13 protein-coding genes and 1 rRNA gene are annotated in these 14,107 nt (G+C 69.0%); 7 read left to right on the forward strand and 7 right to left on the reverse strand.

From position 1 onward, the window contains the following. Positions 1-76, forward strand: a 5S ribosomal RNA gene (gene rrf, locus ABIA71_RS20880); the annotation flags it as partial. A 504-nt stretch (positions 77-580) separates the two neighbouring features. On the opposite strand, the gene ABIA71_RS19400 is transcribed toward rrf, so the two are convergent. The 4 genes from ABIA71_RS19400 to hemH form a co-directional block, all read right to left on the reverse strand. Then, a complete protein-coding gene (locus ABIA71_RS19400) occupies positions 581-2,347 on the reverse strand; it encodes a methyl-accepting chemotaxis protein (RefSeq protein WP_354287457.1) in 1,767 nt (588 codons plus the stop codon). A 14-nt stretch (positions 2,348-2,361) separates the two neighbouring features. Continuing rightward, on the reverse strand, positions 2,362-2,523 hold the full coding sequence (locus tag ABIA71_RS19405) for a hypothetical protein (protein ID WP_354287459.1): 162 nt from the start codon (positions 2,521-2,523) through the stop codon (positions 2,362-2,364). Positions 2,524-2,760: 237 nt separating this feature from the next. Beyond that, on the reverse strand, positions 2,761-3,609 hold the full coding sequence (locus ABIA71_RS19410; protein WP_354287461.1) for an alpha/beta fold hydrolase: 849 nt from the start codon (positions 3,607-3,609) through the stop codon (positions 2,761-2,763). Next, positions 3,606-4,568: a ferrochelatase gene (gene hemH / locus ABIA71_RS19415; protein ID WP_354287463.1), complete on the reverse strand. Its 963-nt coding sequence runs from the start codon at positions 4,566-4,568 to the stop codon at positions 3,606-3,608. Before hemH ends, ABIA71_RS19410 begins: the two co-directional genes overlap by 4 nt. 185 nt (positions 4,569-4,753) lie before the next feature. Here hemH and ABIA71_RS19420 point away from each other — a divergent pair, with 185 nt between their 5' ends. The 4 genes from ABIA71_RS19420 (at position 4,754) to tatC (ending at position 7,260) form a co-directional block, all read left to right on the forward strand. After that, on the forward strand, positions 4,754-5,644 hold the full coding sequence (locus ABIA71_RS19420; RefSeq protein WP_354287465.1) for a lipid-binding SYLF domain-containing protein: 891 nt from the start codon (positions 4,754-4,756) through the stop codon (positions 5,642-5,644). 75 nt (positions 5,645-5,719) lie between these two features. Continuing rightward, on the forward strand, positions 5,720-5,947 hold the full coding sequence (gene tatA / locus ABIA71_RS19425; protein ID WP_038685414.1) for a Sec-independent protein translocase subunit TatA: 228 nt from the start codon (positions 5,720-5,722) through the stop codon (positions 5,945-5,947). A 15-nt stretch (positions 5,948-5,962) separates the two neighbouring features. Further along, the gene (gene tatB / locus ABIA71_RS19430) at positions 5,963-6,517 is read left to right on the forward strand and encodes a Sec-independent protein translocase protein TatB (RefSeq protein WP_354287466.1); all 555 of its coding nucleotides are present in this window, start codon (positions 5,963-5,965) and stop codon (positions 6,515-6,517) included. Further along, a complete protein-coding gene (gene tatC, locus ABIA71_RS19435) occupies positions 6,514-7,260 on the forward strand; it encodes a twin-arginine translocase subunit TatC (RefSeq protein ID WP_038685419.1) in 747 nt (248 codons plus the stop codon). The genes tatB and tatC overlap by 4 nt, the downstream gene beginning before the upstream one ends. 54 nt (positions 7,261-7,314) lie before the next feature. Here the strand turns inward: tatC and ABIA71_RS19440 are convergent, their stop codons facing one another. The 3 genes from ABIA71_RS19440 to ABIA71_RS19450 form a co-directional block, all read right to left on the reverse strand. Continuing rightward, complete coding sequence (locus ABIA71_RS19440; RefSeq protein ID WP_354287468.1) at positions 7,315-8,217, reverse strand: BPSS1780 family membrane protein; 903 nt, start codon at positions 8,215-8,217, stop codon at positions 7,315-7,317. Positions 8,218-8,347: 130 nt separating this feature from the next. Continuing rightward, the gene (locus ABIA71_RS19445) at positions 8,348-9,067 is read right to left on the reverse strand and encodes a glutamine amidotransferase (RefSeq protein ID WP_354287470.1); all 720 of its coding nucleotides are present in this window, start codon (positions 9,065-9,067) and stop codon (positions 8,348-8,350) included. Beyond that, positions 9,039-10,889: a GspE/PulE family protein gene (locus ABIA71_RS19450; protein ID WP_354287472.1), complete on the reverse strand. Its 1,851-nt coding sequence runs from the start codon at positions 10,887-10,889 to the stop codon at positions 9,039-9,041. The genes ABIA71_RS19445 and ABIA71_RS19450 overlap by 29 nt, the downstream gene beginning before the upstream one ends. A gap of 116 nt (positions 10,890-11,005) precedes the next feature. Here ABIA71_RS19450 and glyQ point away from each other — a divergent pair, with 116 nt between their 5' ends. Together glyQ and glyS are read left to right on the forward strand one after the other, a co-directional pair. Next, on the forward strand, positions 11,006-11,917 hold the full coding sequence (glyQ, locus tag ABIA71_RS19455; protein WP_354287473.1) for a glycine--tRNA ligase subunit alpha: 912 nt from the start codon (positions 11,006-11,008) through the stop codon (positions 11,915-11,917). Next, complete coding sequence (glyS, locus tag ABIA71_RS19460) at positions 11,914-14,010, forward strand: glycine--tRNA ligase subunit beta (RefSeq protein ID WP_354287475.1); 2,097 nt, start codon at positions 11,914-11,916, stop codon at positions 14,008-14,010. The genes glyQ and glyS overlap by 4 nt, the downstream gene beginning before the upstream one ends. The last annotated feature ends 97 nt before the right edge of the window (positions 14,011-14,107 follow it).

A 14,107-nucleotide genomic window follows, 5' to 3' on the forward strand; every position in this document is an offset into this window, starting at 1 on the left:
CCGAACTCGGAAGTGAAACGCAGCTGCGCCGATGGTAGTGTGGCTCAAGCCATGCGAGAGTAGGTCATCGCCAGGGTTTATACCCAAAAACCCCGCTGCTCACGCAGCGGGGTTTTTTCTTTGTGCGTTTCGCACGCCCGGTAGAGCCGACCGTTGGTCGGCTGCACGTCGTGATGGCGTTGTGGCGTACGTGGAATGCCCCTGCCGACCAACGGTCGGCTCTACCCCCGAGGGTGTCACAGGGAAGCCGACCAACGGTCGGCTCTACCCCCGAGGGTGTCACAGGGAAGCCGACCAACGGTCGGCTCTACCCCGGAGGTGTCGCAGGGAAGCCGACCAACGGTCGGCTCTACCCCGAAGGTGTCACAGGGAAGCCGACCAACGGTCGGCTCTACCCCGAGCGTGTGACAGGGAAGCCGACCAACGGTCGGCTCTACCCCCGAAGGTGTCACAGGGAAGCCGACCAACGGTCGGCTCTACCCCCAGGGTCACACGCAAACAAAAACGGCGCCCTCACGGGCGCCGTTTTGTTGTGTCAGCTGCTGCCCGCGCCACGCGCGGGCCAGCCGGGACGCTCGCCTCAGGCTACGGCGGCGATTGCACGCCGCGCCGGCGCTGCCGTCTGTGTGGCCTGTCCATGCCGGAATACCGCAACCGCTTCGCTCAGCTCTGCCGCCTGCTCTTCCAGCAGGCGAGCCGCAGCGCTGGCCTCTTCGACCAGGGCAGCATTCTGCTGGGTGGCATCGTCCATCTGAACCACCGTCTGGTTGACCTGGTCGATGCCGCTGGCCTGCTCCTGCGATGCGGAGGAGATCTCGGCCATGATGCCGCTGACCGCCGCGACGCTGCCGACGATCTCGGCCATGGTCCTGCCGGCATCCTGCGCCAGGTGCGCGCCGTCGGCGACCTGCTCCACCGATGCATCGATCAGGCCCTTGATCTCCTTGGCCGCCTCGGCGGAGCGTTGCGCCAGCGTGCGCACTTCGCTGGCCACCACTGCGAACCCGCGGCCCTGCTCACCGGCACGTGCTGCTTCCACTGCCGCGTTCAAGGCCAGGATATTGGTCTGGAACGCGATCCCGTCGATGACGCGGGTGATGTCGCCGATCCGCCGCGACGCGGTCTGGATGGCCTCCATGGTGGTGACTACCTGGCCGACCACCGCGCTGCCGCGGCCGGCCACGTCCTGCGCGCCCTGGGCCAGCGTGCTGGCCTGGCGCGCGTGCTCGGCGTTCTGGCGCACGGTGGAGGTCAGCTCTTCCATCGAGGCGGCGGTCTCTTCCAGGTGCGCGGCCTGGCGCTCGGTGCGCTCGGACAGGTCACTATTGCCGCTGGCGATCTCGCCGGCGGCCTGCGCGATGGCGCCGGTGCACTGCTGGATACGCTGCACCATGGCGGTGAGCTGTTCGGCGGTGGCATTGGCATCGCGCTGCATGGCAGCGAACGCGCCCTCGAACTGGCCGTGCATGCGCTGGTCCAGGTCACCGCGGGCCAATGCAGCCAGCACGCGGCGCACTTCGCCCACGGTGCCCCCCACGCTCTGCAGCAGCTGGTTGATGCCGCCGGTGAGGCCGTCGAGGAAGCTGGCCGTGCCCTCGGCCGACGGCAGGCGGCGGTCCAGGTCGCCCTTGGCGGCCGCGGCGACGATGTCGGCCACGGCAGTTTCCAGCTGCAGTTCCGCCGTGCGGTCATGCCATTCCACGGCAAAGCCGAGGCGTTGGCCATGGTCATCGAACACAGGCGTCACCACCTGGGCGAAATGCACCGGGCCGATCCGCACGCGGCCGTGGTGCACCTGCTGCAGCGTATTGAGGATGGCGCGGATGCGATCGGGGTTCACGTGGAAGCGGTGGATGCTGCTGCCCACCAGCGTGTCGACGTCGAAGTCGGGGAACGCCTCACGCAGGCTGGCCTGCTGGTTGCGCAACAGCGTCACCACCGACCGGTTCACGTAGCGGATCACGTGGTCGTTATCGGCGAGCATCATCGCGGTACGTGAGACATCCAGTGCGCGGTGGATCTGCGCGTCCTCGGCATGCACGGCGGCGGCGCGCTGCTGCTGGTCGGCCAGTGCACGCGCGGCGGCGTCGGCCTGCTGCAGGTCGCGCTGCCAGCGCTCGGCCTGCCGGCGGGTACGCAGCGCCAGCACGGCCAGCAGCACCGTGGCCACCAGGATGGTCAGCGCCACCCCCCACTGCCGCTGCCACAGCGCGGTACCGCAGCCAGCGGCCAGCAGCAGCGCGGCGGCGACCGCGACGGTGCCATCCAGGCGCTGCAACAGGGTGGGCGGACGGGCCGCGCGGGCACGGTCGGGTGGGCGCGGTGCAACAAGCGGAAGGGCAGACATGGCGACTCCGGGATTCAGAAACAGGGACGGCCGGTCGCGCGCGGACGCGGACAGGCCAAGGGCGCGCCGATCACCGTCGATGCGGTGGGCGCTGCGGGGAAGACGAGGAGGGAAGAAGCGCGCAGGCCGCGTGCCATCGATACCGACGCGTCGACGGTGCGGAACACCGCCGGCATGGCCCGGTCCTGTGGGCGATGGCACGGCCAACACGGCATTGCGACGACCTTCCCTGAAGCCTTGGAGTGATGCGCGGCTTCGCGACGGCGGAGCAAGCGGCGACACAGGCCGAACGTGCCGGTCTGCCTTACGGGTATCGGCCGGGCAGCGGGGAAGTTGAGTGCGTCAGGATGCCGCAGGGCAGTCCGCAGGGGCCGGCCGCGGTACGGCGCGGGACAGGCGACCGATGGCCGCCGTCAGCCGGCGAGGAAGGCGTTGATGACTTCGGCCACCACCTGCGGATGTTCCATGTGCAGGTGGTGGGTGCCGGGGAACACGGACAGCCGGCCATCGCGCAGCAGGCCGATGCGCTCGCTGCGCAGGGGTTCGGGGTAATACGACTGCGCGGGCGTGGCGTAGATCACCTGGGTGGGGCACGCGATCGCCGCCAGCAGGTTGTCGATCTGCGCTTCGCTCAGGCGCAACGCGGTGGGCAGCATCAGGCGCGGGTCGCTGCACCAGCTGTAGCCGCCCTCGACCGGCTTGACCCCGCGTTCGACCAGCAAGCGGGCGCAGGGCTCGCTGAGCTGGTTGGCCATCATCCGTGCGCGGATCGGCGCGGCCAGGTCGGCAAACACCCGCAGGTTCCTGCCCGGCAGCGCACGGGCGGCGCGCACGTGGTCGCGCAGCCGCTGCGCGGTTTCATCCTCGGGACCGCGCAGGCCGCCGAGCGCTTCGATCGCCACCAGGCGCTCGACCCGCTCCGGCGCGGCCGCGGCGGTGAGGCTGGCGATGCCGGCGCCCATCGAATGGCCGAGCAGGGTGAAGCGGTCCCAGCCCAGTGCATCGGCGACATCCAGCACGTGGCAGATCGCGCCGGGCGTGTTGTATTGGGTGCCCGGCGGCAGGTGGGCGCTGTGGCCGTGGCCGGGCAGGTCCAGGGCGACCAGGTCCAGCGCCGGCAGCTGCGCTGCCAGCGGTACGAAGCTGGCCGCGTTGTCGAGCCAGCCGTGCAGGGCCAGCACCCGCGTGCCCTGGCGCTGTGGCGCACGCAGTCCCGCGGCGTGCACGCCCTGCACCTCCAGCGTGAAGGGCTGCAGGGTCATGCGAGCGCGGCGATGCTCAGCCGCGACAACGCCAGGGCGTGTTCGGGCGCCGCATTGAGGCAGGGGATGTAGCGCATCTGCGCGCCGCGCGCGGCTAGGGTTTCGGTGAAGCCCAGCGCCACTTCCTCCAGCGTTTCCAGGCAGTCGGTGGCGAACCCGGGGCAGACCACGTCGATGCGGCGCACGCCACTCTCGGCCATGGCCCACAGGGTGGGTTCGGCATAGGGCTGCAGCCACTTCTCGCGGCCGAAGCGCGACTGGTAGGTCAGCTGCCAGGCATCGTCGGGCAGGCCCAGTGCGTCGGCGATGGCGCGCGCGCTCGCTTCGCAGCGCTGCGGGTAGGGATCGCCCGCGTCGGCCAGGCGCTGCGGGATGCCGTGGAAGGAAAACACCAGCTTTTCGCCGCGACCGTGCTGCTGCCACGCCTGCTGGATGCTGCCGGCCACGGCCGCGACCCAGTCCGGGTCCACCGCGTAATCGCGCACCAGGGTGACGGTGACGGCAGGGTGGCGCGGCTGCCACGCGCGCACCTGGTCTTCAATGGAGGCGGTGGTGGTGGTGGAATACTGCGGATACAGCGGCAGCACCACGATCCGGCGCATGCCTTCGGCGGCCAGCCGGTCCAGCTCGGCGGTCAGGGCCGGGGCGCCGTAGCGCATCGCATGGCGTACCCGCAGGGTGGGCATCAACGCCTGCATGGCCTGCGCCAGCTGGCGCGTGTAGACCATCAGCGGGGAGCCGTCGGGCAGCCACACCTGGGCGTACTTGGCCGCCGAGCGACCGCTGCGCAGGGGCAGGATAAGCCCGTACAGCAAGGGTTTCCACAGTATCGGCGGGATCGCGACCACGCGCGGATCGCTGAGGAATTCAGCCAGGTAGCGACGCACCGCCGGGGCGGTTGGCGTCTCGGGCGTGCCTAGATTGACCGCCAGCACGGCGGTGTCGGGTGCGTCGAGCATGGGCCCATTCTCGCAGGTCTGCGCGATTGGCGGGATGGATTCCACCCATCGTTGTCATGCGTTCGGCATATCGATAGGCGGCATCACTCATTGCGGATTCATCGCCGGGCTTCTAACGTCGGGAAGCGTATCGACCAATGGTCCTACCTACCGCTATCTTGTGTGATCGACTTCTGGAGCCACCCATGCGCCGCCTCAGCCTTGTTCTGCTGATCTCCGCCAGCCTGCTGCTGTCCACCCAGGCAATGGCCGGACCACAGGAAGACCAGCGCGCCCGCAATGCGGTGCGTGTGCTCAATGAAATCCAGAACATCCCCGAACAGGGCATCCCGGACAAGCTGCTGGACGAAGGCCGCGCGATCGTCGTCATTCCGGACACGATCAAGGCCGGCCTGGTGATCGGCGGGCGCCGGGGCCATGGCCTGATGTCGGTGAAGAACGCCGATGGCAGCTGGTCCAACCCGGTGTTCGTGAAGCTCACCGGCGGCAGCATCGGCTTCCAGGCCGGTGTGCAGTCCTCGGACGTGGTGCTGGTGTTCCGCAACGACCGCAGCCTGGACAACCTCGTCAACGGCAAGTTCACCCTCGGCGCCGACGCCGGCGTGGCGGCCGGCCCGGTGGGGCGCAATGCGGCGGCGGCTACCGATGGCCAGCTGAAGGCCGAGATCTGGTCGTGGTCGCGTGCCCGTGGCCTGTTTGCCGGTGTCGCGCTGGATGGCGCGGTGCTGCAGATCGACGATGCCGCCAACCTGGACGCCTACGGCAGCAACACCACGCCGCGGATGGTGTTCGAGGGCCGCATGGGCGAAGCGCCGTCTATCGACGTAGTCGCCTTCCGCGACCGCCTGGAAGAAGCCACCTACACCGCCCGCGAGAAGCGCGGCACCGCTGGCAGCGCCCCGGCGCCGGCCGTGCGCCAGGCCGCTCCGGTCGCCGCACCCGTGGCTGAACAGGCACCGGCGTCGGGTGCGACCACGGCACCGCTGCAGCCGACCCCGGCCCAGCCCGCCGCCCAGCAGGGCTTCCAGTCCGTGGGCGAAGGTGAAGTACGCACCGAATCGCTGGACGGCAACTGACTTTCGTCACGCGCGCCGGCTAACACCCGGTGCGCTATGCTCAACCGTCTGATCACTACGTAACGCGAGCGGCTCATGGGCAGTTTCAGCATCTGGCATTGGTTGGTCGTGCTGGTCATCGTTCTGCTGGTGTTTGGCACCAAGAAACTGACCAGCGGCGCCAAGGACCTTGGCAGCGCCGTCAAGGAATTCAAGAAGGGCATGCACGACGAGGACAAGCCGAAGGCGCAGCTCAACGACGCCTCGCGCCCGCAGGACTCGACGACGACGTCGCAGACCGAGCACGATCGCGACCCGCGCTGATCGGGACCGGCGGGCGTGTTCGATATCGGTTTCAGTGAACTGCTGGTCATCGCGGTCGTGGCCTTGGTCGTGCTCGGTCCCGAGCGCCTGCCCAAGGCCGCGCGCTTCGCCGGGCTGTGGGTGCGGCGTGCGCGCACCCAGTGGGATTCGGTGAAGCAGGAGCTGGAGCGGGAACTGCACGCCGATGAGATCAAGCGGCAGTTCCGCGACGTGCAGGCGTCGGTGCAGGACACCGAGGCGCAGCTGCGCGCCAGTGGCGAAGCAGTGCGCCGCGAAGCCGAGCTGATGCGCCAGGACGTGGCCCGACGTGGCGATGACCTGGTCGCTGCGGCGGACGAGCCGGTGATGACCGGCCCCGCGCCCGGTTCCCCGGCGAGCGTGGCCCAGCACGTGGTGGCGGACGATCCCATCGACGTGGCCGCGCCGGTGCGTGACGCGATGGCCCCGCCCGGCATCGATGGCACTGCGCCGCGTGCGGCCCACACGGTGGAACCGGCGCCGGTTGGCGCGCTCCACCCCGACACCGCACAGGACGCGCCGCTGCCGCGCGACGAGCAGGCACCGCGATGAGCGAACACGAGTACCCGGAAAGCTCGCTGGTGGAACACCTGATCGAGCTGCGTGCGCGCCTGGTGCGCGCGATCGTCGGCCTGCTCGCGGTACTGCTGGTGCTGCTGCCGTTCTCGCGCAAGATCTACACGTGGCTGGCCGAGCCGCTGATCTCGCAGCTGCCCAACGGGCAGACGATGATTGCGACCAACCCGGCCGGCGCCTTCTTCGCGCCGTTGAAGCTGACCTTCTTCGTGGCCCTGTTCGTGGCCGTGCCGTGGCTGCTGTACCAGCTGTGGTCGTTCGTGGCGCCCGGCCTGTATGCGCGCGAAAAGCGCCTGGCGGTGCCGCTGCTGGCGTCGTCGGTGCTGCTGTTCTACCTGGGGTGCGCGTTCGCCTACTTCCTGGTGCTGCCGGCGGTCTTCCACTTCCTGACCACCTTCCGCCCCGAAGTGATTGCGATCACCCCGGATGCCAACGCCTACCTGGATTTCGTGCTGGCGATCTTCTTCGCGTTCGGCACCAGTTTCGAGCTGCCGGTGGCGATGGTGATCCTGGTGCTGCTGGGCTGGGTGTCGCCGCAGCAGTTCAAGGAAAGCCGTGGCTATGCGGTAGTGGGCATCTTCGTGGTGGCCGCGGTGTTGACCCCGCCGGACGTGGTGTCGCAGCTGCTGTTGGCCATCCCGATGTGCGTGCTGTACGAGCTGGGCATTCACGCGGCGCGGTGGCTGGTGCCCTCGTCGGTGGTGAAGCCGGCCGGGTGATCGGGTCGCACACAAAAAACCCCGGCAGATGCCGGGGTTTTTTGTGGGTGTCGATCAGGCCGCGAACACGTTGCCGGGGCCGCCCGGCACCGGCGGTGGGGTGCGACCGCGGTGCGCGAACATCTGCTTCCAGGCGGCGTACACCGCGCCGACGTACAGCGGCATGATCACGGTGGTCATCGACAGCTGCATGACGAATGCGGCCGCTCCCATGCCGCCGAGCAGCAGCGCCACCTGCATCAGCACGAACACCAGGAAGTAGATGCACATCGCCGCGATCAGGCCCAGCACCATGAACACGGCCATGGCCGGGAAGTTCTCGATGCAGCCCTGCAGGCTCATGCGCAGCGCATGCATGCCGCTCTGGCGGTCGAACACCACCAGCGCCGGCTGCGCGAACATGGCCATGCTCAGCGCCACGAAGGTGGCGAAGGCGATCAGGATCCACAGCATGATGCGCTTGACCGGCACGTTGGCCATCAACGCCAGGGTCTCTTCGTTGCTGAGCTGCTTGCCGGACTGCTGCAGTTCCTGCGCGCGGTGCAGCAGGTCGTTGAAGGCACCGAAGCCTTCGCTGCCGATCAACGCAAACAGCAGCGTGCCCAGGGCGATGATGGCAATCAGCTGGATCGCCAGTGGCACCAGCAGGTGGGTGACGCGACGGTCGCGGATGGGCTGCAGCAGGTGGGTCGGCAGGCCGGGACGGCCCTGGTCGATCTCGCTGACGGCCCACAGCATGCCGCCGAACATCAGCGGGCCTACCGCCAGCGACAACAACTGCACCATCAGCCCCAACCAGCCCGGCAGCAGCTGGGCCAGCAGCAGGATCAGCGAGGTGGTCAGCATCCACACCACGCCGATCACGGCCAGTTGCATCGGTGCGCGGGCATACAGGGAAAACGCGTCCAGCAGCCATTGGGCGCCGGCCGATGCGGGCAGCTTGCGAATCTCGCTCATACCATTCCGGAAGCAGGGGGAAGGGGCGCAGCCGCCCCGAATCCGTTCGATTATCCCTGTTTTCCGGACGCGCCACCTGAAGGCCGGGCCGCATCGCCGGGACGCTGCGTCGCAGTGCCCGGCAGGCGGCTCAGGCGTTGCGGGCCTGGCGCACGAAACGACGCAGCAGCTGCCGCGCCAGCGGGGCCGCGCTGACCCCGCGGGCCACGCTGCGGGCGCAGCCGCCGTGGCTGCGGATGCACTCGGCGCGGGCACGCACGTAGCCGCGCATGTGGTGGGTGGCGAACTCCGGGTGGAACTGCACGCCCCAGGCCTGGCGGCCGAAACGGAAGGCGTGGCAGTTGTCCTGCGCCGAGCGCGCCAGGATCGACGCGCCCTCCGGTGCGCGCAGCACCGTCTGCATGTGGGTGGCGTGGGCCGGGAAGCGCTCGGGCAGGCCGGCAAACAGCGGGTCGCTGCTGGCCGACGGGTCCAGGGCCAGCTCGATGGTGCCGGACTCGCGGCCAGCCGGGTTGTAGGCCACCTCGCCGCCCAGGGCGTGGGCCAGCAGCTGGTGGCCGTAGCAGATGCCAAACACCGGGCGCTCGTCGTGGACCGCGCCGCGCAGCCACTGCGCGCTGCGCTCGCTCCAGTCGGCACGATCGGTGACGTAAGCGGCCGAGCCGGTGACGATCACCCCGGCGAAGTGGCGGTGGTCGGGCAGGGCGCCGCCATGTTCGACGTCCACCACCACCGTTTCGTCGGCATCCAGCCCGGCGGCGACGCGGATCCAGTGCGGAAAACGCCCGTACCGACGCAGCGAGGCGACGGGTTGGCCGGTTTCAAGAATCAGGAACGGGGCGGAATTCATCCGGGGGCGGCAGCACTGACAGGACTTCCTCGATTGTAGTCAGCCCTGCGGCCACCTTTTCAAGTCCCGCGCGGCGCAGGGTTCGCAGCCCTTCAGCGCGCGCGGCACGGTTGAAAGCGGCCAGATCCATGTCCGCGCGGATCAGGCTGCGCAGGCGCGAACCCAATGGCAGCAACTCATACAGCCCTACCCGGCCCAGGTAACCGGTACGCCGGCAGTCGATGCAGCCGGCCGGTGCATATGGCGTGGGTGACTCAGGTAATGCTTCATCGGCATCAGCCAGCACCGCCCATTGGGCGGCGCTGAGCGGGCGCGGCACCTTGCAGTTGGGGCACAGGGTGCGCACCAGGCGCTGGGCCAGGATGCCGTTGAGGGTGGACGCCAGCAGGTAGTGCGGCACGCCCAGGTCGAGCAGGCGGGTGATCGCCGAGGGCGCGTCGTTGGTGTGCAGCGTGGACAGCACCAGGTGCCCGGTGAGCGAGGCCTGCACCGCCATCTGCGCCGTTTCCAGGTCGCGGATTTCGCCGATCATGATGATGTCCGGGTCCTGCCGCAGCAGGGTGCGCACGCCGCTGGCGAAATCCAGGTCGATGTTGGTCTGCACCTGCATCTGGTTGAATTCCGGCGCGATCATCTCGATCGGGTCTTCCACCGTGCACACGTTGACGTCCGGCGTGGCCAGCCGCTTGAGCGTGGAATACAGGGTGGTGGTCTTGCCCGAGCCGGTGGGGCCGGTGACCAGCACGATGCCGTGCGGGCGCTCGACCAGGGCGGTCCAGCCGGCCGCTTCCTGCGGGCTGAAGCCGAGCTGGTCGATGCTCTTGAAGGCGGCATCCGGGTCGAAGATGCGCATCACGCACTTCTCGCCGAACGCGGTGGGCATGGTGGACAGGCGCATTTCGACCTCGCGCCCGCCCGGCGAGCGGGTCTTGATGCGGCCGTCCTGCGGGCGCCGGCGCTCGGCCAGGTCCATGCGCCCGAGCACCTTGATGCGGCTGACCACGGCGGTCATCACCGCCGGCGGCACTTCGAACACCTTGTGCAGCACCCCGTCGATGCGGAAGCGCATGCGGCCCATGTCGCGGCGCGGCTCCAGGTGGATGTCCGAGGCGCGCTGTTCGTAGGCGTACTGCAGCAGCCAGTCGACGATGTGCACGATGTGCTGGTCGTCGGCGTTGACGTCGCCGGCGCGGCCCAGTTCCACCAGCTGCTCGAAGCTGGGCAGGGTGCCGTTGGTTTCGCCGCGCACGTCGCCACGCGCGCCGCGCACCGAGCGGGTGACCCCGAAGAACTCCATGGTGTAACGGTGCAGGTCGAGCGGGTTGACCATCGCCAGCTCGATGCGGCGCCGGGTCAGGTGCTGCAGGTCGCTCAGCCATTCCTGCACCAGCGGCTCGCTGGTGGCCACCAGCAGGCGCTCGCTGTCCACCGCCAGCGGCAGGAAGCGGTGGCGGCGTGCGTAGGCATGGGACACCACGGCGGTCACCGAGGCCACGTCCACGCGGGTCGGGTCGATGCGCAGGTAGCGGCTGCCGGTGCGGGTGGCCAGCCATTCGGTCAGCCGCTCCAGCCCGAGTTCACCGCCGCCGGCGGCGGCCAGCTTGAGGTTGGCCAGCAGCACCAGCGGGTGCACTTCACTGGCGTTGCGCGCGCCCTGGGCGGAAAAACGGATGCGCTCCAGGTCGGTCTCGGCCACCAGGCCATCGGCCACCAGTGCGGCGGCCACCTGGTCGAAGCCCAGCCGGCCCGGCGGCAACGGCACCGACGCGGCGGGACCGGGGCCTGCGGCGGGGGCGAAAGATACTGGGGGGCGCTGATCCATCCGCCAAAGTCCTCGAAGCGCGCCAGGCGCGCAGTAATGGGGTGGGCCGTCCGGAAGGCGGCAACGCGGTCGCTGGCTATACTAGCGCACCCCTCCTGCAGGCAAGAATCCGCCGCATGTCCGTCACCACGAACGTTGCCATCACTTTCCAGGGCCTGATCCAGACCCTCAACCAGTATTGGGCGCAGCAGGGCTGCGTGCTGATCCAGCCGCTGGACCTGGAGGTCGGTGCGGGCACCTTCCACCCGGCCACGTTCCTGCGCTCGATCGGTCCGGAAAGCTGGAATGCCGCGTACGTGCAGCCTTCGCGCCGTCCCACCGACGGCCGCTATGGCGAAAACCCGAACCGCCTGCAGCGGTATTACCAGTACCAGGTGGCGATGAAGCCCAGCCCGGACAACATCCAGCAGCTGTATCTGGATTCGCTCAAGGCGCTGGGCATCGACCCGCTGGTGCATGACCTGCGCTTTGTCGAGGACAACTGGGAATCGCCCACGCTGGGCGCCTGGGGCCTGGGCTGGGAAGTGTGGCTCAACGGCATGGAGGTGACCCAGTTCACCTACTTCCAGCAGGCCGGTGGCCTGGAGTGCAAGCCGGTGCTGGGCGAGATCACCTACGGTCTTGAACGCCTGTGCATGTACCTGCAGAACTGCGACAACGTCTATGACCTGGTGTGGACCTACGGGCCGGACGGCACGCCGGTGACCTACGGCGATGTGTACCTGCAGAACGAGATCGAGCAGAGCACCTACAACTTCGAGTACGCCGACGTGGAGGAAATGTTCCACCGCTTCGACGCCTGCGAAAAGGAAGCCCAGAAGCTGGTCGATGTGGGCCTGCCGCTGCCGGCGTACGAGCAGGTGTGCAAGGCCAGCCATGCCTTCAACCTGCTGGACGCGCGCCGTGCGATCAGCGTGACCGAGCGCCAGCGCTACATCCTGCGCGTGCGCGCGCTGGCCCAGGCGGTGGCCAGGCTGTACGAGGCCAAGCGCCTCGAAGCCGTCGCCGCCAAGGAGGTGCAGGCATGAGCACGATGCAGCCTCTGCTGATTGAACTGGGCACCGAAGAATTGCCGGTGAAGGCGCTGCCGGGCCTGGCCCAGGCGTTCTTCGATGGCGTGGTCGATGGCCTGGCCAAGCGGGGCGTGGCCGTTGAACGCGGCGATGCCAAGCCGTTGTCGACCCCGCGCCGGCTGGCCGTGCTGCTGCCCGGCGTGGCCGTGGAGCAGCCCGAACAGCACAGCGAAGTGCTGGGCCCGTACCTGAACATCGCGCTGGATGCCGAGGGCCAGCCGACCAAGGCGCTGCAGGGCTTCGCGGCCAAGGCCGGGATCGACTGGAGCGCGCTGGAGCGCACCAGCGACGCCAAGGGCGAGCGCTTCGTGCACCGTTCCACCACCCCGGGCGCGCGCACCGCCGCACTGCTCCCGGAGATCCTGCGCGAGGCAATCGCGGCGATGCCGATCCCCAAGCCGATGCGCTGGGGCAGCCACGCCTACGGTTTCGCCCGCCCGGTGCATTGGCTGGTGCTGCTGCACGGCACCGAGATCATCGAGGCCGAGGTGCTGGGCCTGAAGGCCGACCGCATGAGCCGCGGCCATCGCTTCATGCACGACAAGACCGTGTGGCTGTCCTCGCCGGAGGACTACATCAGCTCGCTGCAGGCCGCCTTCGTGCTGGTGGACGCCGACGTGCGCCGTGCGCGCATCGTCGAGCAGGTCAACGCCGCTGCTGCCACGGCCGGTGGCCAGGCGCGGATCACCGATGACAACCTGGACCAGGTGGTCAACCTGGTGGAATGGCCGGCACCGGTGCTGTGCAGTTTCGAACGCGAGTTCCTGGCGGTGCCGCAGGAAGCGCTGATCGAGACGATGGAGATCAACCAGAAGTTCTTCCCGGTGCTCGATGCCGGCGGCAAGCTGACCGAGAAGTTCATCGGCATTGCCAACATCGAATCGAAGGACGTGAACGAGGTGTCCAAGGGCTACGAGCGGGTGATCCGCCCGCGCTTCTCCGACGCCAAGTTCTTCTTCGACGAAGACCTCAAGCAGGGCCTGGAATCGATGGGCGACGGCCTGACGACCGTGACCTACCAGGCCAAGCTGGGCAGCGTGGCCGACAAGGTGGGCCGGGTGGTGGCGCTGGCCGGGGTGATCGCCCCGCAGGTGGGCGCCGATCCGGTGCTGGCCAAGCGCGCCGCGCTGCTGGCCAAGAACGACCTGCAGTCGCGCATGGTCAACGAATTCCCGGAGCTGCAGGGCATCGCCGGCCGGCACTACGCGCTGACCGGCGGCGAGTCGCCCGAGGTTGCGCTGGCCATCGACGAGGCTTACCAGCCCCGCTTCGGCGGCGATGACATTGCGCTGTCGGCGCTGGGCAAGGTGCTGGCCATCGCCGAGCGGCTGGATACGCTGGCCGGTGGCTTCGCCGCAGGCCTGAAGCCGACCGGCAACAAGGACCCGTTCGCGCTGCGCCGCAATGCACTGGGCCTGGCCCGTACGATCATCGAATCGGGGTTCGACCTGGACCTGCGCGCGCTGGTGGACAGCGCCCTGGCCGGCCTGCCGGCCGCCGTGCAGCCCAGTGCCGAGCGCAAGACCGAGGCGCTGCCGCAGGAACTGTACGACTTCATCCTGGACCGCCTGCGCGGCTACTACGCCGACAAGGGCGTGCCGGCCACGCACTTCAACGCGGTGGCCGAGCTGAAGCCGGCGTCGCTGTATGACCTGGACCGTCGCATCGACGCCATCGGCATCTTCGCGGCGCTGCCCGAAGCCGATGCGCTGGCCGCGGCCAACAAGCGCATCCGCAACATCCTGCGCAAGGCCGAGGGTGACATTCCCGGCATGGTCGACCCGGCGCTGCTGGCCGAGCCGGCCGAGAGCGAGCTGGCCGAGGCGGTGGAAGCGGCCATCGACGACAGCAACGCCAGCCTGCACCACAAGGACTACGTGAGCGTGCTGAACCGCCTGGCGCGCCTGCGCCCGCAGGTGGATGCGTTCTTCGATGCGGTGATGGTCAATGCCGAGGACCCGGCGCTGCGCGGCAACCGCCTGGCGCTGCTCAAGCGCCTGGGCGACCGCCTGGGCAGCGTGGCGGCGATCGAGCACCTGTCCAGCTGAAGACGGCGGGCGGGCGCGCGAATGCCCCGCTTCACGGAAGGCGCGACGGCTTCGGCTGCTCGCGCCTTCTGCGTTCATGGACCGTGCGGGCCGCCCG

Source organism: Stenotrophomonas sp. 2619 (assembly GCF_040548725.1).
Lineage (GTDB): Bacteria > Pseudomonadota > Gammaproteobacteria > Xanthomonadales > Xanthomonadaceae > Stenotrophomonas > Stenotrophomonas maltophilia_AP.